The sequence below is a fragment of the Arthrobacter sp. TE12231 genome, from assembly GCF_054062895.1.
Genome location: NZ_JBSSFS010000001.1, coordinates 1,801,292 through 1,820,685, shown reverse-complemented (window position 1 = coordinate 1,820,685; position 19,394 = coordinate 1,801,292). Strand labels below are relative to the sequence as shown.

Genomic DNA, 19,394 nt, shown 5'->3' with positions numbered 1-19,394 from the left:
AGTCAAGCACTATGCACAAACGTGCAGACGGGAAATTTCATGACACCTCCACGCCAGTCCGACGCCCTCCGCGCGGCCCAGCTGTATTACCTGCAGGACCTGACCATGGACGCGATTGCCCGGGAGCTCCGGACGTCCCGGTCCACGGTGTCGCGGCTGCTCTCGGCGGCCCGCGATTCGGGACTGGTGCAGATCCAGATCCGCAGCCCGCTGGACACCGGACCTGAGCTTGAGAGCATGATCCGCGCCGAATACAAGGTGGATGTGCACGTTGTTCCCGTGGTGGACACGCTCAATGAGGCGGAAACACTGGACCGTGTGGCCATGCAGGCCGCCAGGACGATCGGGCCCCTGGTGGACTCGAACGCCATCATCGGCGTCGCCTGGGGGTCGACGCTCAGCGCCGTGAGCCGGCACCTGACCCGCAAGATCACGCACGACAGCGTGATCGTCCAGCTCAACGGCGCCGGAAACATGCAGACCACCGGCATCACCTATGCCTCGGACATCATGCGCCGGTTCGGCAGCGCCTACGGTGCACGGGTTGAACAGTTCCCGGTCCCGGCCTTCTTCGACCACGCGGCGACCAAAACGGCCATGTGGAATGAGCGCAGTGTGCAACGCATCCTGGAGCTGCAGTCCCGGATGAGCATCGCGATCTTTGGTGTGGGATCGGTCGACGCCGACTACCCCAGCCACGTCTATGCCGGCGGCTACCTCGATGAGGACGACCTGGACGTCCTCGCGAATTCCGATGTGGTGGGCGACGTCGCGACGGTGTTCTTCCGCGCCGACGGGTCCTCGGACGGCATCACGCTCAACGAGCGCTCCACCGGCCCGGACCTCGCCCAGCTGCGGCAGGTGCGGCGGCGCATCTGCGTGGTGTCCGGCGCCTCCAAGATCAACGGGCTGCGGGGCGCCCTCGCAGCAGGACTGGCCACCGACCTGATCCTGGACGAGGCCAGCGCCCGCAGGCTGGTCCGGTTCGACGGGCCCGCCTGAGCGGGTTCGGGGCAGGCACGGAACGGGTGCGGGGCACGGCGACCCGAAGCTGCGGCCGGCACCTTCGGTCCGCCACTCGGGAGCGCCAGTGGGTAAAGTCAGTGTCATGAGAATCTCCCCCCGGCTGACCCTGAATAACGGCGTGATGATCGACCGGCTGGGATTCGGGCTCTATAAGGTCCCTCCGGCCGACGCCGCCAATCTGGTGACCATGGCGATCGAGGCCGGTTACCGCCACTTCGACACGGCCGCGATGTACGGCAACGAAACCGGTGTGGGCCGCGGCATCGGTGCCCTGTCCGGATTTGAGGGCACCGGCGGCGGTCCCGGGGAAACCGCGCCGTACGTGTCCCGCGAGGACCTGTTCGTCACAACCAAGGTCTGGAATGACGACCACGGCTACGACGCGACGATGCGGGCGTTCGACACCTCGATTTCCAACCTCGGCCTGGAATACATCGACCTGTACCTGATCCATTGGCCGTGCGCCCGGCGGGGCCTCTTCCCGGAAACGTACCGGGCCATGGAGACGCTGTACCGGGAGGGCAAAGTCCGGGCAATCGGCGTCTCCAACTTCCAGCCGCAGCATCTGGACCGGCTCCTGGACACCGCGGAGGTGGTCCCGGCTGTCAACCAGATTGAGCTGCATCCCTGGCTGCAGCAAAATGAACTGCGCGAAAAGCACGAGCTCCTGGGCATCCGCACCGAGGCGTGGAGCCCGCTGGGCCGCGGCCAGGTCCTGAAGGACCCGGTGATCCTGGCCCTCGCCGCCGAACACGACCGCACGCCGGCGCAGGTCATCCTCCGCTGGCACCTGCAGCTGGGCAACATTGCCATTCCCAAGGCCAGCTCGTCGGGGCGGATCCGTGAAAACCACGAGGTCTTCGACTTTGAGCTCTCCCCGCTGGACATGACGGAGATCGCCGCGCTCGAACGCGGCTTCCGGACCGGCTCCCACCCCGACAACGTCACCTAGGATTCGACCCCATGGAACAAGTGGACACCGGGTCCTCACGCACGCCCCTTCTCAGCAACGGACTCGCCGCGCGCACCCGTGCCGCGACCGTCGAGGTTGACGGCGCCTCCATTGCCTATTGGGTCTACGAACCCGCCCAGGTCACGCCCGGGACCCGCACGATCCTGGTGGTGCACGGGTTCCGTGGCGACCACCACGGCCTGCTCCGGATCGCCGACCAGCTGACGGACATGCGCCTGATCATGCCGGACCTGCCGGGCTTCGGCGGTTCGGCGGCCTTCGAGGACACCGAGCACAGCGTTGACGCCTACGGCCGGTTCCTCAGCGGCTTCATGGCGGCGCTGGGACTGGGCCCGGACACGGTCCTGCTCGGCCATTCGTTCGGGTCGATCATCGCCAGCCACTTCGTGGCGGCCAACCCCGGTGCGGTATCCGAGCTGATCCTGATCAACCCCATCGCAGCGCCCGCCCTTGAAGGCCCCAAGGGCGTCATGACCAAGCTTGCGGTGTTCTACTACGAGGCCGCGGCACGGCTTCCCCGGCGGCTGGGGCTGGCGCTCCTGCGCAGCCAGGCGATCGTGCGGGTGATGAGCGTGACCATGGCCAAGACCGGGGACAAGGACGTCCGCCGGTTCGTGCACGCCCAGCACAGCGCCTACTTCTCCTCCTTCGCGGACCGCGACAGCCTGCTGCAGGCCTTCAAAGCCTCCGTCGGCAGCAATGTCTCGGAGGTGGCCGGCCACTTGACGCTGCCCGTGCTGCTGATCGCGGGAGAAAAGGACGAGATCGCCATGTTGCCGGACCAGCACAAACTCGCCGCACGGCTTCCGGACGTGACGCTGGAAGTCATTCCCGGCGTCGGGCACCTGATCCACTACGAGACCCCCGAACCCGCCGCCCGCTACATCCGACTCTTCCTGAAGGACCACGCCGCGTGAAGATTCTCATCGATGCCCGCTTCACCCGGCTGGACCACCACGACGGCATCAGCCGCTACGGCGCCAGCCTGATCGCTGCGGCCGCCAAGATCGCAGACGTCTCGATGCTGATCAGCGACCACCGCCAGCTCGCGCTCCTGCCGGACGTTCCGTACACCGTCATCAACAGCCCGCTGTCCCCGGCCGAGCTCTTCGTGGCGGCACGGGTCAACAAGCTGGGCGCTGACGTGGTGGTGTGCCCCATGCAGACCATGGGCAGCTGGGGCCGCAAGTATGCCCTGGTGCTGACCCTGCACGACCTCATCTACTACGAGCACCCCACGCCTCCGGGGTTCCTGCCGGCCCCGGTCCGGGTCCTGTGGCGGCTGTACCACAAGGCGTTCTGGCCCCAGCGGCTCCTGCTGAACCGGGCGGATATCGTGGCCACCATCAGCTCCACCACCGCGGCCCTGATGGCGAAGTACCGGCTCACCCGGCGGCCGGTCAGGATTGTGGGCAACGCCCCGCAGCACGGCCACACGCCGCGGGATCCCGGGGCCGGGGCCGACAAGACGCTGCTCTACATGGGTTCGTTCATGCCCTACAAGAACGTCGAAACCATGATCCGCGGCATGGCGGAACTGCCGGAGATGACCCTCCACCTGCTCAGCCGCATCACCCCGGAGCGGCGGGCCGAACTTGAGGCGCTCGCCCCGGCGGGTGCAAACATCGTCTTCCACAACGGCGTGACCGATGCCGAATATGAGGCCCTCCTGGCGCGCACCACGGCCCTGATCAGCCTCTCCCGGGCCGAAGGCTACGGACTGCCCCTGGTCGAGGCGATGTCGCACGGCACCCCGGTGATCGCCAGCGACATCCCGATCTTCCGGGAAGTCGGCGATGACGCCGTCAGCTACGTGCATCCTGACTCGCCGGCCGAGTTTGCCGAGGCGGTCCGCCAGCTCGAGGACGCTGACCTCTGGAAGGCCCGGTCACGCCGGTCCGTGGAGCGTGCCGCGGACTTCAGCTGGGACGAGTCCGCGCGGCGGCTTGTGGCCGTCGCGGCAGAGGCCGTCGCACTCCGGAACGGGCACAAGGGCTAGCCCGGGAACTGCAACTAGAGGACGTCAACTCCGTCGAGGCGCAGCTGCACGGGATCATCGCTGCGCTTTGCCGCGGCGGCGGCCTTGACGGCCCGCAGCACGGCCGTGACGTCGGCGGCCTGGGCGTAGGGGATGAACAGCAATGTCCGGACCTCTTCGCCGGAATCGCGTGGCGTCGGGCGGGAGGCGGCCGGCAGCATGAGCGGCGCGGGTCCGGCCGTCCGGAGGACGGTTCCGTGCGCGGCGAGGCGCTGCTGCACGGCCTCGGTGAAATGTCCGACGGCGGTCCGGACCCCGGTGATCGAAGCGACCCGCACGGCGGGCGGCAGCTGCAGTTCCTGCCGCAGCGCCAGTTCCCGGCCGGCGTACCCGGCAGGATCCCAGCGCAGCAGGGCACCGACCCCGGCGGCGTCGTCGGCGGTAATGACCACGAGGCCGCCTTCCGGTGCCGGCCGGACCAGGGCCGCGGCGTTGAACCAGCGGCGGACAGCGTCCTCTCCCGCCCTCAGGTTTTCCCGGCGCAGCAGCGAGTCGCCGTCCAGCAGCAGCGCCGCGGCGTAGCCGCCCGGGGCCACCGGCTCGGCACCGACGGTGGCCACCACGAGGGCCTTCGTGTCCGGGACCGTGGCCTTGACCTGGTCCCCGGACGAGGTGATGACCGGTTTGCCCGGAAATGCCCGGCCCAGTTCCTCTGCCGTGCGGAGGGCGCCCGTGGCGCCGCGCCGGAGCCGGACCCCGTTGCACGTGCCGCACCGCCAGGCCGGGGCCGGCGAGGAGCACCAGCGGCACTGCGGCACGGCGGTGCTTCCGCTCGGACCGGCGACCGCCAGGGGCCCGCTGCAGGCGGTGCAGCGCGCCGGTTCGCGGCAGGTTTCGCACACCAGCGACGGTGCGTAGCCGGCACGGGCCACCTGGACCAGGACCGGGCCGCGTTCCAGTCCCTCCTTGGCGGCGCGCCAGGCCGCGCCCGGCAGGCGGGCGATGCGGGCCAGCGGATCGTGCTCGAGTTCATAGCTGTCGGCCGTGTTCAGCACGCGCGGCACCGTCCGCCGGATGACCGTCCGCTCCGCTTCCACGGGCCGCGCCCAGCCGGATTCGACCAGCCGCTCGGCTTCGGTGCTGCGTGAATGGGCCGCGAGCAGGGATGCGGCGCCTTCCTGGCCTGCGCGGAGGAGGAGGACTTCGCGGGAGTGCGCGTACGGGGAGCGTTGCTCGATGTGGAGGTCGTCGCCGTCGTCCCAGCAGACCACGAGCCCGAGGTTGTGCACCGGTGCGTAGGCCGCGGAGCGGGTTCCCACGGCTACCCCGGCGGCACCGCTGAGCACGCGCAGGAAACTGCGGTAGCGCGGTGTCTGGCCGTCATCCGCGGTGAGCCGGGCGACGTCGCCGGCCGGGAGGAGTTCCAGGAGGGCGGACTCGACCCGGTCCAGGTCCCGGTAGTCGGGAACCACCACGACGGCCCCGCGGCCGGAGAGCCGGACCGCGGCCACGGCTTCGGCAACCAGCCGAGGCCAGCCGCCGGGTCCATACCCCTGCAGGGCGGTCAGCACGGCCCGGGGCGACTCCCCTGCGCCGAGGTGGGCAAGGAACGCTGGACCGTTCCGGTAGGAGGCCCAGACGCTGCCCGCGCCGGGTGAGGGCAGCGACACGCCGGTCGCAGACCCGGACAGCTCAGGACCTGACGGGTCAGGACCGAATAGCTCAGGATCGAGCCGGCCCTCCGGGGCGTATTCCTTTTCGAGTTTAGCCATGCGTGGGGGCACGGCGACGCGCAGGACATCGCTGACGGTTCCGGCGTACCGCGCGGCGATCCGGCCGGCGAGCCCGGCGACGGCGGGGGTCAGGACCGGGACGGGTGAGACGACCTTGTACAACGGCACGAGGGGGTGCCCGGCGTCGGACGTCGCCGTGCGGTCCAGCAAGTATCCCGCCAGTTCCTGGCCATTGAACTTGACCTTGACCCGGACGCCCGGGCGGGCTTCGGCGTCGAGGGCGGCGGGCACGCTGTAATCAAAGGGCCGGTCCAGATGCGGCAGGGAGGATTCGATCAGTACCCGTGCCACCGGCAGGTCGGCGGCCAGCGCGGGTCCGGTTACTTGCGCGGCCGAGGCGGGAAAGCCGTGGAGCAGGGACAGCTGCTGGGGTTCGCCGGGCGCGCTGCCGGCAGGCTGAGGACTCAGCGCCCACACCTCCCCTCCGGATCGTTTCGACAACGGCTAAATGGCAGGTAGCCAGGCCACCTGACGGCGGCCTGGCTACAGCAGATCACAAGGCACTGACATTTATGGGAGCAGCAATAACGTTTCCATCACCAGTGCGGTCTCGGGTCTTAGGCGTTGAAGAAGGCCTTCAGCTCGTCCACCCGGTCCAGCCGCTCCCACGTGAAGTCCGGGTCTTCGCGGCCGAAGTGCCCGTGGGCGGCGGTCTTGGCGTAGATCGGGCGCTTGAGGTCCAGGGCGTCGATGATGGCGCGCGGGCGGAGGTCGAAGATCTCCGCGATCGCGGCGCTGATCCGGGCCGGGTCGACGGTTTCGGTGCCGAACGTCTCAACGTAGGTTCCCACCGGGCGGGCCTGGCCGATCGCGTACGCGATCTGGATTTCGGCGCGCTTGGCGAGGCCGGCCGCTACCACGTTCTTGGCGACCCAGCGCATGGCGTACGCGGCCGAGCGGTCCACCTTCGACGGATCCTTGCCGGAGAACGCGCCGCCGCCGTGACGGGCCATGCCGCCGTAGGTGTCGACGATGATCTTGCGGCCGGTCAGGCCGGCGTCGCCCACCGGGCCGCCAATGACGAAGGCGCCGGCGGGGTTCAGGATGTTGTGCGTCCGCGAGGTGTCCAGGTTGGACAGTGCCATGACCGGATCCACCACGTGCTCGGCGAGGTCGGCACGGAGCTGGTCCAGGCTGGCGCCCTCGGCGTGCTGGCTGGAGATGACGACGGTCTCGACCGAGACCGGGCGGTCGCCGTCGTAGCCCACGGTGACCTGGGTCTTGCCGTCGGGGCGCAGGTACGCGAGCTCGCCGTTCTTGCGGACCTCGGTCAGCCGCTCAGAGAGCCGGTGCGCGAGCCAGATCGGCACGGGCATGTAGGACGGGGTCTCGTCGCTGGCGTAGCCGAACATGAGTCCCTGGTCGCCGGCGCCCTGGAGGTCGTAGTCGTCCTCCTGGCGTCCCTCGCGGGCTTCGAGCGAGTTGAACACGCCGCCGGCGATGTCGTTGGACTGCTGGCCGATGGAGACCGAGACGCCGCACCGGGCGCCGTCGAAGCCGTTGGCCGAGGAGTCGTACCCGATGCCCAGGATGGTCTCCCGGACGATCTGCGGGATCTCGACGTAGGCGTCGGTGGTGACCTCGCCGGCCACGTGGACCAGCCCGGTGGTGGCCAGCGTCTCCACGGCCACCCGGGACTCCGGGTCCTTGGCGAGGAGGGCGTCGAGGATCGCATCGCTGATCTGGTCACAGATTTTGTCGGGGTGGCCTTCTGTCACGGACTCGGACGTGAAGAGTCGGAGCGCGGCGGGCGTAGACCCGTGGAAGTCAGGGATGTGCAGCGGTAAAGTCACTCAACTACCTTACTGGTTGGAAAACGGACGTCCGGCGGCGTGTGTCTCCATGCTAAGGAGACCTTGGTTACGCCGGGCCTAGGCCGGCGGTACAACCCGGCTCAGCTCGGCGCTGACCCGGTCGATCACGGCAGCCGCAACGTCGGATTTGGAACCCGACGCCTCTTGGGGTTCGGAGCCGGCGCGGGAAAGGATGACTACGGAGTTCGTGTCTTCGCCAAAGACCTTGTCCCGTCCCACCTGGTTGACCACCAGCAGGTCACAGGCCTTCCGGTGCAGCTTGGCCAGGGCGTACTCGAGCACATCACCGCCGGCGTCGCCGGTCTCGGCGGCGAAGCCGACGATCAGCTGGTTCCGGGAGGCGGCGTCGCGGACCTCGACGAGCTCCCGCAGGATGTCGGGGTTGCGCACCAGGTTGATCACGGGGTCCGCGACGTCGTCGCGCTTCTTGATCTTGGTTCCGGAGACGTCCGCGGGGCGGAAGTCCGCGACGGCGGCGGCCATGATGACGACGTCGGAGTCCGCGGCCGCGTGCAGCGCCGCCTTCCGCAGTTCCAGGGCCGTCTCCACCTGGACGAGTTCGACGCCGGCGGGCGCCGGGACCTCCATGTGGGCGGCCAGCAGGCGGACCCGGGCGCCGGCATCGAGGGCGGCGGCGGCCAGGGCCACGCCCTGTTTGCCGGAGGAGCGGTTGCCGAGGAACCGCACGGGGTCCAGCGGTTCCCGGGTGCCGCCGGCACTGATGGTCACGGTGAGCCCGGCCAGGGGCCGGATGGCCGATGGCACGGCGTCGGCCGGATCCGAAGAAGTGCGCGGCTCCATGTCCGGGGCGGCCGGAGGTGCTGCCGGAGCGGCGGCCGCACCGGCGAGGGCCATGGCCGCGGTGAAGATCGCCTCAGGCTCGGGCAGCCGGCCGGGGCCGGAGTCGGCGCCGGTCAGCCGGCCGCTCGCGGGTTCCAGGACGGTGACGCCGCGGCTGCGCAGGGTTTCGACATTGGCCTGGGTGGCCGGGTGCTGCCACATTTCGGTGTGCATGGCCGGGGCCATGAGCACGGCGCAGTCGCCGGCCATGAGCAGGGTGTTGGTGAGGAGGTCATCGGCCTGGCCGGTGGCCGCACGGGCCAGGAGATCGGCCGTGGCAGGAGCCACCACGATCAGCTCGGCCTCGTGGCCGAGCCGGACATGGTTGACGGTGTGGACGGCGTCGAACACGCTGTTGCTCACCGGGTGCCCGGAAAGGGCCTCCCAGGTGGCAACGCCGACGAAGCGGGTGGCCGCCTCCGTGGGGATGACGGTGACGTCATGGCCGGCTTCAGTAAAAAGCCGGAGGAGCGACGCCACCTTATAGGCGGCAATCCCTCCCCCGACTCCGAGGACTATGCGCACGTAAGACTCCGTCTGCGTCTGCGGAACTACTCTGCAGGCTGGATCGGCGTGGAAACGAGCTTGCCTTCGTTGATTTCGCGCAGGGCGATCGAGAGTGACTTCTCGTTGAGCTTGGTGTCGACCAGCGGACCGACGTACTCAAACAGGCCCTCGTGCAGCTGGGCGTAGTACGCGTTGATCTGGCGCGCGCGCTTGGCACCGAAAATCACCAGTCCGTACTTCGAGTCGGCGGCCTTCAGCAGCTCGTCGATCGGCGGGTTGATGATGCCTTCAAGGTTCGTGGACACGAATTCTCCAAATTCTAACGGGCCGGTACGTCCCGGCGCCTGAGCTACGGGTTCGGGGTCAGCCCCATGAGTGAAACAAGCTCGTCCGCTGCCCGACGAACGTCATCATTGATGACGGTGTGGTCGAACTCCGGTTCAGCGGCAAGTTCTAGTTTAGCGGTTTCCAGCCTCTGCCGCTGTTCTTCGGCGCTTTCGGTGCCGCGGCCGACCAGCCGGCGGACCATTTCGTCCCAGCTCGGAGGCGCCAGGAAGACAAACTGGGCGTCCGGGACGGCCTCCTTGACCTGCCGCGCGCCCTGCAGGTCGATCTCCAGCAGCACGGAGCGGCCCTCCTCGATAGCGGCTTCCACCGTGCTGCGCAGCGTACCGTAGCGGTTGCGGCCGTGGACCACGGCCCATTCGAGCAGCTCGCCGTTTTCGATCAGGGAATCGAATTCCTCGGCCGACTTGAAGAAGTAGTGGATGCCGTCCTGCTCCCCCGGCCGCGGCGGGCGCGTCGTGGCCGATACGGAGAGCCAGACGCCGGGATAGTTGTCCCGGATGTAGGTGGACACGGTGCCTTTGCCAACAGCCGTCGGTCCGGCGAGGACTGTCAGTCCCGGTTTCTTGCTCACATATTCCTTTGGGCGGTGGTGGGGCAGCTCGGCGGAGCGAACTATTTGTCGTCAATAAAATCTACCAGCGCCCGGCGCTGGTGGATTCCCAAGCCGCGGACCCGTCTGGACTGGGCGATGCCGAGCTGCTCCATGATGGCCGCCGCGCGGACCCGGCCGATCCCGGGGAGGGCCTCCAGCAGCTCGACGATCCTCATGCGGGCAATGGCGTCGTCGGTTTCGGCGGAACTGATGACGTCGGCAATGCTCAGCTCCCCCGTCTTGAGCCGCTCCTTGGCCGCGGCCCTGGTGGCCCTGGCTGCAGCGGCCTTGCGAAGGGCGTCGGAACGCTCCTGCGGAGTGAGGGGTTTCAAACTCATTGAAGTCCTCCCTGCATGGCCGGACTGCATAGCCGGACGGGCACCGTTGCCCATGCCGCAGTCCTGTCCTGAACCTACCGTCTGGTGACCGCAGAAATCAATGGAAAACTGTGGCCGCCCCGGGACGGGACAGCTCTCGAAGGGGAAAGCCCGCGTCCCGGGACCGGCGGCGCCGGGCCCGGGACGGTCCCGGCGGCGGTGTCAGGCCGCGAGGAGCTCCTCGAGTGTACGCCGCGCGGCGTCCTGAAGGGCCGTCACCGACGGCCCGGCGCCGAGGATGTCCCGGCTGGAGGTGCCCAGGACCTGGGGATACGCCGCACCGAAGGTGCGCCGCAGGTCCGCGGCCGTGGCCCCCTGCGCGCCCAGTCCGGGGGCAAGGATGGGCCCGCGGACCGCCGCGAGGTCGAGACCGAGTTCGGTGAGGGCCGAGCCCACCGTGGCTCCGACCACGAGTCCCACCGAACCGAGGGATCCTTCGTAGCGCCGGTTTTCCGCCGCGGCAGCCTCCGTGATCCGCCGCGCAACGGAGTCCACCCCGCCGACATGCTGCACGGACGCGCCTTCCGGGTTGGAGGTCAGCGCGAGCACGAACACGCCCCGCCCGGTCCCGGCAGCCAGGTCCAGGGCGGGCCGGAGCGACTCGAAACCCAGGTACGGGCTCAGCGTGACCGAATCCGCGGCCAGCGCAGAGCCGTCCTTCAGCCAGGCGTCGGCATAGGCGGCCATCGTGGAGCCGATGTCGCCGCGTTTGGCGTCCGCGATGGTCAGCACGGAGGCTTCCGCCGCCGCGGCCAGGGTGCGTTCGAGCACGGCGATCCCGGCCGAGCCGTGACGTTCGTATAAGGCCACTTGCGGCTTGACCGCGGCAGCGAGCGAGCCCACGGCCTCCAGAACGGTCAGCGAGAAGCGTTCCAGCCCGGCGGCGTCGTCCGTCAGGCCCCACTGCTGCAGGAGGGCCGGGTGCGGATCGATGCCGACGCACAGCGGGCCGCGGGCCGCCATGGCCCGCCCCAGCCGGGAGCCGAAGGACTCCCGGCCGGACGGTGCTGCGGTGCCTGCCTCAGGCATCCTGGAGGGCCTTGAGGTAGGCGGCGTGCTCCTGCAGGCTCGTGACGGACCATTCGTAGGTGCGCAGCGCCTCGATGGCCTGGACCGCGGCGTTGAATTCGGCCACAGTGGTGATGCACGGGATGCCGATCGACGTTGCCGCCGCACGCAGTTCGTAGCCGTCGCTGCGGGCTTCGCCGCCTGAGGGCGTGTTGAAGACCATGTCGATTTCGCCGGCGACGATCAGGTCCGCGATGGTGCCTTCGCCCTCGGCGCTGGAGCCCTCGGCGACCTTCCGGACGGGGGTGGCCTGGATGCCGTTGCGGCGCAGGACGTCCGCCGTGCCGCCGGTGGAGACGATCTCGAAGCCGAGGTCGGAGAGCCGCTTGACGCCCATGATCACCGAGCGCTTGTCCCGGTTCGCCACGGAGACGAAGATCTTGCCCTCGGTGGGCAGGGCGTTGTTCGCGGCGGCCTGGCTCTTGGCGAAGGCCGTGTCGAAGTGCTTGTCAATGCCCATGACCTCGCCCGTGGACCGCATTTCGGGGCCGAGCAGGGAGTCCACCACCTTGCCCTCGGGGGTGCGGAAGCGGCTGAAGGGCAGCACTGCTTCCTTGACCGAGACGGGCGCTTCCAGCGGCAGGGTGGAGCCGTCGCCGGTCTCCGGCAGCATCTTGTATGCGCTGCGGAGCTGGTTGATGGTGACGCCGGTGCCGATCAGGGCCGCGGCCTTCGCCATCTGGACGCCGGTGGCCTTGGAGACGAACGGCACGGTGCGTGAGGCGCGCGGGTTGGCTTCCAGGACGTAGAGGACGTCGGAGGCCAGGGCGAACTGGATGTTGATCAGGCCGCGGACGCCGACGCCTTCGGCGATGGCGAGGGTGGCGGTGCGGACCCGCTCCAGGACGTTGTTCCCGAGCGTGATCGGCGGCAGGACACACGCGGAGTCGCCGGAGTGGATGCCGGCTTCCTCGATGTGTTCCATGATGCCGCCGAGGTACATCTCCGTGCCGTCGTACAGGGCGTCGACGTCGATTTCGACGGCGTCTTCCAGGAACCGGTCGATCAGCACCGGGTGCTCCGGGGTGATCTCGGTGGCGTTCGCGATGTAGCGGGAGAGGTTGGGCTCGTCGTAGACGATCTCCATGCCGCGGCCGCCCAGGACGTAGGACGGGCGCACCAGCACGGGGTAGCCGATCTCGTCGGCGATCTTCTTGGCGTCCTCGAAGGACACGGCGGTGCCGTTCTTAGGCGAGATGAGCCCCGCCTTGTCGAGGACCTGGGAGAAGGCGCCGCGGTGCTCGGCGAGGTCGATCGCCTCCGGGGAGGTGCCGAGGATCGGCACGCCGGCGTCGGCCAGCTGCTGGGCGAGCTTGAGCGGGGTCTGGCCGCCGAGCTGGACGAAGACGCCCATGACGCCGCCGGTGCGTTCCTCGGCCGCGATGACCTCGAGGACGTCCTCGAGGGTGAGCGGTTCGAAGTACAGGCGGGTGGAGACGTCGTAGTCGGTGGAGACAGTTTCGGGGTTGCAGTTGACCATGACGGTCTCGTAGCCGGCCTTGCGCAGCGCCATGGAGGCGTGGACGCAGGAGTAGTCGAACTCGATGCCCTGGCCGATCCGGTTCGGCCCGGAGCCGAGGATGATGATCGACGGTTTGGCGTGCAGCGCCACCTCGTCCTCCTCGTCATAGGACGAGTAGTGGTACGGGGTGTAGGCGGCGAACTCGGCGGCGCAGGTGTCCACGGTCTTGTAGACCGGGCGGATGCCCAGGGCCTGCCGGACGCCGCGGACGACGGCCTCGGAGTTGTGCGTCAGGGCACCGATCTGTTCGTCGGAGAACCCGTGGCGCTTGGCGCGCTGGAGCATCTCGTGGGTCAGTGCGGGGGCCTTGCGGATCTCCCGGGAGATCTCGTTGAGCAGCTGGAGCTGGTCCAAGTACCAGGGATCGATCTTGGTGGCCTCGAAGAGCTGCTCCACGGTGGCGCCGCCGAGGAGGGCGCGCTGGACCTGGTGCAGGCGTTCGGTGGTGGGCCGCTTGGACTTCTCGATCAGCTCCGCGACTTCCCATTCCGGGACGTGGCTGAAGTCCAGCTGGGAGCCCTTCTGCTCCAGGGAGCGCAGGGCCTTCTGCAGGGCCTCGGTGAAGTTCCGGCCCATGGCCATGGCTTCGCCCACCGACTTCATGGTGGTGGTCAGGGTGGGGTCGGCTGCCGGGAACTTCTCGAACGCGAAGCGCGGAACCTTCACGACGACGTAGTCCAGGGTCGGTTCGAAGGACGCCGGGGTCTTCTGGGTGATGTCGTTGGGGATCTCGTCCAGGGTGTAGCCGAGGGAGAGCTTGGTGGCGATCTTGGCGATCGCGAAGCCGGTGGCCTTCGAGGCAAGGGCCGAGGAGCGCGAGACGCGCGGGTTCATTTCAATGACGACGACCCGCCCGGTGTGCGGTTCGACGGCGAACTGGATGTTGCAGCCGCCGGTGTCGACGCCGACTTCGCGGATGACGGCGATGGAGATATCGCGCAGCCGCTGGTATTCGCGGTCGGTGAGGGTCAGGGCGGGAGCGACCGTGATGGAGTCACCGGTGTGGACGCCGACGGGGTCGAAGTTCTCGATGGAGCAGACCACCACGACGTTGTCGTTCTTGTCCCGCATCATCTCGAGCTCGTATTCCTTCCAGCCGAGGATGCTCTCTTCGAGGAGCACCTCGCTGGTGGGGCTGTACTGCAGGCCCTGGCCGACGATCCGGCGGAGGTCGTTCTCGTCGTAGGCCAGGCCGGAGCCGAGGCCGCCCATGGTGAAGGAGGGCCGGACGACCATCGGGTAGCCGAGGTCCTCGGCCGCGGCGAGTGCCTCGTCCATGGTGTGGATGATGTGGCTGCGCGCCGACTCGGCGCCGCAGCGCTCCACGACGCCCTTGAACTTCTCACGGTCCTCGCCAAGCTCGATCGCGGCGATGTTGGCACCGATCAGCTCGACGTTGTACTTCTCCAGGACGCCGTTCTTGTCCAGCGCGATGGCCGTGTTGAGGGCCGTCTGCCCGCCGAGGGTGGGCAGGAGCGCGTCGGGGCGCTCTTTGGCGATGATCTTCTCGACCACCTCGGGGGTGATCGGCTCCACGTAGGTGGCGTCGGCGAACTCGGGGTCCGTCATGATGGTGGCCGGGTTGGAATTGACGAGGATGACCCGCAGGCCTTCCTCCTTGAGGACGCGCAGTGCCTGGGTGCCGGAGTAGTCGAATTCGGCCGCCTGGCCGATCACGATCGGGCCGGACCCGATGACCATGACGCTCTTGAGGTCAGTTCTCTTGGGCATTACTTCTTGTCCTCAGTCTTGGGTTCGGTGGCAGTCTTTGTGTCTGTCTCTGTCTTTGCAGAAGCGTCCGCCATCAGATCGATGAAGCGGTCGAAGAGGTAGGCGGCGTCGTGCGGGCCGGCGGCCGCTTCGGGGTGGTACTGCACCGAGAACGCGGGGATGTCGAGGCAGGAGAGACCCTCGACGACGTCGTCGTTGAGGCTGACGTGGCTGACCTCGACGCGGCCGTAGCGCTCCTCGGGTGCCTGCGTGGCGCCGTCGAGCGGGGCGTCGACGGCGAAGCCGTGGTTCTGCGAGGTGATTTCCACCTTGCCGGTGCGGCGGTCCATGACCGGCTGGTTCAGGCCGCGGTGGCCGTAGCGCAGCTTGTAGGTGCCGAAGCCGAGAGCGCGGCCCAGGATCTGGTTGCCGAAGCAGATGCCGAAGTACGGGATCTTCTCATCGAGCACCGAGCGCAGCAGTTTGACCTGGTTGTCCGCGGTGGCGGGGTCGCCGGGGCCGTTGGACATGAAGAAGCCGTCGGGGTTGACGGCCTGGACGTCGGCGAGGGTTGCAGTGGCGGGCAGCACGTGCACCCGGACGCCGCGTTCGGCGAACCGGACAGGGGTCATCCGCTTGATGCCGAGGTCGATCGCGGCAATGCTGAAGCGGGGTTCGCCGTCCCAGCCGAAGTCCTTGGGTTCCACCGTGTACGCGGCGTCAACGCTGACTTCCTCGGCGAGCCGTGAGCCTTCCATCGGGGCGCTGGCCAGGACGGCGTCGACGAGTTCCTTGTCCGTGGCGCGGGCGGCGTCTCCGGAGAAGATGCCGGCGCGCATGGTCTTGTGTTCGCGCAGGTGGCGGGTGATGGCGCGGGTGTCCACGCCCTGGATGCCGACGATCCCCTGCTCGACGAGCTCGTCGTCCAGGGACCGCTCGGAGCGCCAGTTGGAGGGCCGGCGGGCGGCGTCGCGGACGATGTAACCGGCCACCCAGATGCGGCGGGATTCGGCGTCGTCGGAGTTGACGCCGGTGTTGCCGATGTGCGGCGCGGTCTGGACCACGAGCTGGCGCGCGTAGGAGGGGTCCGTGATGGTCTCCTGGTAGCCGGTCATTCCGGTTGCGAAGACCGCCTCGCCAAGGGCGGCTCCGGTGGCGCCGTAGCTGGTGCCGCGGAATATCCGGCCGTCTTCGAGCACGAGGACTGCGGGGGTGGATGCTGCCGCGGCAGCGGTTGCTGGCTCTGCAGCTTCTGTCACTGTTTTCTCAATCACTTCGTTGGGGTCCGTCACGTCGTTACTTTCCACTATCGGCGTTGGCCTGGGGGGCTGCGGAGATCAATTCTTGCAGCGCGTTGAGCAGGGTCGTTTTGTCGTCGGCATGCCGGGTCCGGAAGCCGGTGTCCAGTTCGCGGGAGCCCAGCATCCAGCTGAGCACCAGCAGGCCGTCCTTTTCCACGAACTTTCCGGCCATGCCGCTTTCCAGGCGCACGCCGGTGAGTCGTCCGGCCGGGATGAACACCGGGCCGGCACCGGCGCGCTCGAACAGCGCGCCTTCGGGGTGCACGCTGAGGTCGGCGTTGGTGCGGATGCCCAGGTGGTGGACCGCGATCCGGTCCAGCCAGTCCCCGGCGGTGGTGGAGGCGACGTACTGGCCGTCGGCGGCGGCCAGCGGGGCACCGAGGTCGGCGGGGACCTCGGGAAGGGGCTCGACGTCGGCCTGGCGGCGCAGGCGGTTCCGCCAGCCGAGCGCCAGCAGCACAAACGCCGCAACGAGGAGCACCGCGGTGGCAATGCCGAGGACGAGCAGCCGGTCCATCAGGGCCGGCCCGCCGGTGCGGCGTCGACAGCATCCGCCGGCCACCGGTACGGGGTGTTGAGTTTGCCGTGCAGGACGGTGGGGTGGCCCTTGAAGAACGTCGCCACCACACGGCCGGGAAGTTCCCGGCCCGCGAACGGAGAGTTACGGCCCATGGTTGCCATCTTAGAAGGGTCCACGGTCCAGCGCGCAGCCGGGTCGACGAGTATGACGTTGGCGGGTTCTCCGGCTTCGAGCGGTCGGCCCTGGTCCTGGAGCCGGCCGATGGCGGCCGGGGCCGTGGAGGTGACGCGGGCGAAGTCTTCCCAGCCCATGAGCCCGGTTTCGATCATGGTGTGCTGCACGACCGAGAGCGCCGTTTCGAGGCCGGTCATGCCCATGGCCGCCTGGGCCCACTCGCATTCCTTGTGCTCGCTCGGGTGCGGGGCGTGGTCGGTGCCGACGACGTCGATCGTGCCGTCGGCCAGCGCGGCGCGGAGGGCCTGGACGTCGGCGTCGGTGCGCAGCGGCGGGTTGACCTTGTAGACGGGGTCGTAGCTGCGGGCGAGCTCGTCGGTGAGCCAGAGGTGGTGCGGGGTGACCTCGGCGGTGACGTTCACGCCGCGGGATTTGGCCCAGCGGATGATCTCCACCGAGCCGGCCGTGGAGACGTGGCAGACATGCAGGCGGGACCCGACGTGCTGGGCGAGCAGCACGTCGCGGGCGATGATGCTCTCTTCGGCGACCGCGGGCCAGCCGGTCAGGCCCAGGACGGCGGAGACCTCGCCCTCGTTCATCTGGGCGCCGGCGGTGAGGCGGGGTTCCTGCGCGTGCTGGGCGACGACGCCGTCGAACGCCTTGACGTATTCCAGGGCGCGGCGCATCAGCACGGGGTCGTGGACGCAGATGCCGTCGTCGGAGAAGACGCGCACCCGGGCGCGGGAGTCGGCCATGGCGCCGAGTTCGGCCAGCTGCTCCCCGGCCAGGCCCACGGTGACGGCGCCCACGGGGCGGACGTCCACCCAGCCGGCGGTCCGGCCAAGGGTCAGGACCTGTTCGACGACGCCGGCGGTGTCCGCCACCGGGGTGCTGTTGGCCATCGCGTGCACGGCAGTGTAGCCGCCCAGTGCGGCGGCGCGGGTGCCGGTTTCCACGGTTTCGGCGTCTTCGCGGCCGGGTTCCCGCAGGTGGGTGTGGATGTCGACCATGCCCGGGAGTGCGACGAGGCCGGCGGCCTCGATGACGGTGGCGCCGTCGGCTGAGAGGTTCTGGCCGCGTTCGGCGATGACGCCGTCGCGGATCAGGAGGTCCTCGGCTGCTCCGCCCAGGATCGCGGCGCCGCGGATGAGGTAGGCGCCGCTGGCGCTTGCATGCTGTTGCTGTTCGGCCATCAGTGGCTCTCCTTGGAGTAGGCGGCGGTGGAGGTTGCTTGTTCGCGGGTCTCCCCGGAAAGCAGCAGGTACAGTGCCGCCATCCGGATGGAGACGCCGTTGCGGACCTGCGCCAGCACGGTGGAGCGGGGCGAGTCCGCCGCGGCCGAGGAAATTTCCAGGCCCCGGTTCATGGGACCGGGGTGCATGATGATGGTGTCCTTGAGTCCAAGGGTGTCGAGGGCGCGCAGCCGGTTGTCATCGAACCCCCACCGGCGCGAGTACTCGCGGGTGGTCGGGAAGAAGGACGCGTTCATCCGCTCGCCCTGGACGCGGAGCATCATCATCGCGTCCACGCCCTGCGCCAGGGTCTCGTCGAGGTCGAAGCTGACCGCGCAGGGCCATTTTTCGACGCCGATGGGCAGCAAGGTGGGCGGCGCGACGAGCGTGACCTCGGCGCCCAAGGTGCGCAGCAGCCAGACGTTGGAGCGGGCCACCCGTGAGTGCAGGACGTCGCCGGCGATGGCGACGCGCATGCCTTTGAGGTCCGCCCCTGCGGACGGCGTGCCGGCCAGTTGCGACCAGTGCCGGCGCATCGTGAAGGCGTCCAGCAGGGCCTGGGTGGGGTGTTCGTGGGTGCCGTCGCCGGCGTTGATGACGGCGGCGTCGATCCAGTCGGTCGCGGCGAGCCGGTGCGGGGCGCCGGAGGCCCAGTGCCGGATGACGACGGCGTCGGCACCCATCGCGGCGAGCGTCTGGGCCGTGTCCTTGAGCGACTCGCCCTTGGAAACGGAGGAACCCTTCGCGGCGAAGTTGATGACGTCCGCGGAGAGGCGTTTGGCGGCGGCCTCGAAGGAAATTCGGGTCCGGGTGGAGTCTTCGAAGAAGAGGTTGACCACGGTGCGGCCGCGCAGCGCGGGCAGCTTCTTGACCTCGCGCTCCCCCACGGCCGCCATTTCCTCGGCGGTGTCGAGGATGCGGACGGCGTTGGCCAGGCTGAGGTCCTCAGTGGAGAGCAGGTGCCTCATGCGGTGGCCTCGATGACCACTTCGTTGACGGGGGCGCCGCTATTTTCCCCGCCGGCGGCGGAATCGGTTTCCTCGAGCCGGACACGAACCTTCTCGGCGGATGAAGTGGGGAGGTTCTTGCCCACGTGGTCGGCGCGGATCGGCAGTTCCCGGTGGCCTCGGTCGATGAGGACGGCGAGCCGGACGATCCGGGGCCGGCCGAGGTCGATCATGGCGTCCAGGGCGGCGCGGATGGTCCGTCCGGAGTAGAGGACGTCGTCCACGAGGACAACGACTTTGTTGTCGATCCCGGTGCGCGGGAGCTGGGTGGGGTACGGGGGCCGCGTCGGCTGGTGCGAGAGGTCGTCGCGGAACATCGTGACGTCGAGCTGGCCGACAATCGCGGCGGCGTCGACAGCGGGATCAGCGGCGGCGATCTTGGCGGCGAGGCGCACGGCGAGGGGGTAGCCCCGGCGCGGGATGCCCAGCAGGACGAGGTCCTGGGAGCCCTTGTTGGCCTCAAGAATTTCATGGGCGATACGAGTAAGCGCGCGGTCAATGTCAGCCTGGTTGAGGACAACCCGGGTGAGCACAACGTTCGCCGGACCCGGTGCTGATGGCACGGAAGTCAAAGCTCGTCTCCCCTTTCCCCGCCTCACGGGACGGAATTAA

At 68.8% G+C, this 19,394-nt stretch carries 17 protein-coding genes; 4 read left to right on the top strand and 13 right to left on the bottom strand.

Annotation, left to right across the window (positions count from 1 at the left end; all coding sequences use genetic code 11):
• Nucleotides 1-39: 39 nt before the first annotated feature.
• The 4 genes from ACVWYS_RS08275 (at nt 40) to ACVWYS_RS08260 (ending at nt 3,998) form a co-directional block, all read left to right on the top strand.
• Nucleotides 40-1,002: a sugar-binding transcriptional regulator gene (locus ACVWYS_RS08275; protein ID WP_091251872.1), complete on the top strand. Its 963-nt coding sequence runs from the start codon at nt 40-42 to the stop codon at nt 1,000-1,002.
• A gap of 106 nt (nt 1,003-1,108) precedes the next feature.
• Nucleotides 1,109-1,978 carry an aldo/keto reductase gene (locus ACVWYS_RS08270; RefSeq protein WP_344367447.1) on the top strand — a complete coding sequence of 290 codons (870 nt, stop codon included), beginning with the start codon at nt 1,109-1,111 and terminating at the stop codon, nt 1,976-1,978.
• Nucleotides 1,979-1,989: 11 nt separating this feature from the next.
• Nucleotides 1,990-2,916, top strand: coding sequence for an alpha/beta fold hydrolase (locus ACVWYS_RS08265; RefSeq protein WP_344367448.1), 927 nt, complete (start codon nt 1,990-1,992; stop codon nt 2,914-2,916).
• Nucleotides 2,913-3,998, top strand: coding sequence for a glycosyltransferase family 4 protein (locus tag ACVWYS_RS08260; protein WP_116767635.1), 1,086 nt, complete (start codon nt 2,913-2,915; stop codon nt 3,996-3,998). Before ACVWYS_RS08265 ends, ACVWYS_RS08260 begins: the two co-directional genes overlap by 4 nt.
• 14 nt (nt 3,999-4,012) lie before the next feature.
• On the opposite strand, the gene ACVWYS_RS08255 is transcribed toward ACVWYS_RS08260, so the two are convergent.
• The 13 genes from ACVWYS_RS08255 to pyrR form a co-directional block, all read right to left on the bottom strand.
• Nucleotides 4,013-6,178, bottom strand: coding sequence for a primosomal protein N' (locus ACVWYS_RS08255; protein ID WP_456509161.1), 2,166 nt, complete (start codon nt 6,176-6,178; stop codon nt 4,013-4,015).
• 149 nt (nt 6,179-6,327) lie between these two features.
• A complete protein-coding gene (metK, locus tag ACVWYS_RS08250; protein ID WP_116767633.1) occupies nt 6,328-7,563 on the bottom strand; it encodes a methionine adenosyltransferase in 1,236 nt (411 codons plus the stop codon).
• A gap of 78 nt (nt 7,564-7,641) precedes the next feature.
• Nucleotides 7,642-8,949, bottom strand: a complete 1,308-nt coding sequence (locus ACVWYS_RS08245; protein WP_456508977.1) for a bifunctional phosphopantothenoylcysteine decarboxylase/phosphopantothenate synthase — start codon at nt 8,947-8,949, stop codon at nt 7,642-7,644.
• Between the two features lie 26 nt (nt 8,950-8,975).
• The gene (gene rpoZ / locus ACVWYS_RS08240; protein ID WP_091251816.1) at nt 8,976-9,236 is read right to left on the bottom strand and encodes a DNA-directed RNA polymerase subunit omega; all 261 of its coding nucleotides are present in this window, start codon (nt 9,234-9,236) and stop codon (nt 8,976-8,978) included.
• Nucleotides 9,237-9,280: 44 nt separating this feature from the next.
• Nucleotides 9,281-9,850 carry a guanylate kinase gene (gmk, locus tag ACVWYS_RS08235; protein WP_456508976.1) on the bottom strand — a complete coding sequence of 190 codons (570 nt, stop codon included), beginning with the start codon at nt 9,848-9,850 and terminating at the stop codon, nt 9,281-9,283.
• A 41-nt stretch (nt 9,851-9,891) separates the two neighbouring features.
• The gene (gene mihF / locus ACVWYS_RS08230; RefSeq protein ID WP_091251818.1) at nt 9,892-10,209 is read right to left on the bottom strand and encodes an integration host factor, actinobacterial type; all 318 of its coding nucleotides are present in this window, start codon (nt 10,207-10,209) and stop codon (nt 9,892-9,894) included.
• Between the two features lie 201 nt (nt 10,210-10,410).
• Nucleotides 10,411-11,277 (bottom strand): orotidine-5'-phosphate decarboxylase, encoded by an 867-nt coding sequence (pyrF, locus tag ACVWYS_RS08225; protein WP_456508975.1) that lies wholly within the window; start codon nt 11,275-11,277, stop codon nt 10,411-10,413.
• Nucleotides 11,270-14,569 carry a carbamoyl-phosphate synthase large subunit gene (carB, locus tag ACVWYS_RS08220; protein ID WP_344367454.1) on the bottom strand — a complete coding sequence of 1,100 codons (3,300 nt, stop codon included), beginning with the start codon at nt 14,567-14,569 and terminating at the stop codon, nt 11,270-11,272. The genes pyrF and carB overlap by 8 nt, the downstream gene beginning before the upstream one ends.
• Nucleotides 14,569-15,807: a glutamine-hydrolyzing carbamoyl-phosphate synthase small subunit gene (gene carA, locus ACVWYS_RS08215; RefSeq protein ID WP_456509160.1), complete on the bottom strand. Its 1,239-nt coding sequence runs from the start codon at nt 15,805-15,807 to the stop codon at nt 14,569-14,571. The genes carB and carA overlap by 1 nt, the downstream gene beginning before the upstream one ends.
• 37 nt (nt 15,808-15,844) lie before the next feature.
• Nucleotides 15,845-16,366 (bottom strand): PH-like domain-containing protein, encoded by a 522-nt coding sequence (locus ACVWYS_RS08210; RefSeq protein WP_456508974.1) that lies wholly within the window; start codon nt 16,364-16,366, stop codon nt 15,845-15,847.
• The gene (locus ACVWYS_RS08205) at nt 16,366-17,736 is read right to left on the bottom strand and encodes a dihydroorotase (RefSeq protein ID WP_456508973.1); all 1,371 of its coding nucleotides are present in this window, start codon (nt 17,734-17,736) and stop codon (nt 16,366-16,368) included. Before ACVWYS_RS08205 ends, ACVWYS_RS08210 begins: the two co-directional genes overlap by 1 nt.
• Complete coding sequence (locus ACVWYS_RS08200) at nt 17,736-18,743, bottom strand: aspartate carbamoyltransferase catalytic subunit (RefSeq protein WP_344367457.1); 1,008 nt, start codon at nt 18,741-18,743, stop codon at nt 17,736-17,738. The genes ACVWYS_RS08205 and ACVWYS_RS08200 overlap by 1 nt, the downstream gene beginning before the upstream one ends.
• Nucleotides 18,740-19,354, bottom strand: a complete 615-nt coding sequence (pyrR, locus tag ACVWYS_RS08195; protein ID WP_116767617.1) for a bifunctional pyr operon transcriptional regulator/uracil phosphoribosyltransferase PyrR — start codon at nt 19,352-19,354, stop codon at nt 18,740-18,742. The genes ACVWYS_RS08200 and pyrR overlap by 4 nt, the downstream gene beginning before the upstream one ends.
• Nucleotides 19,355-19,394 lie beyond the last annotated feature (40 nt).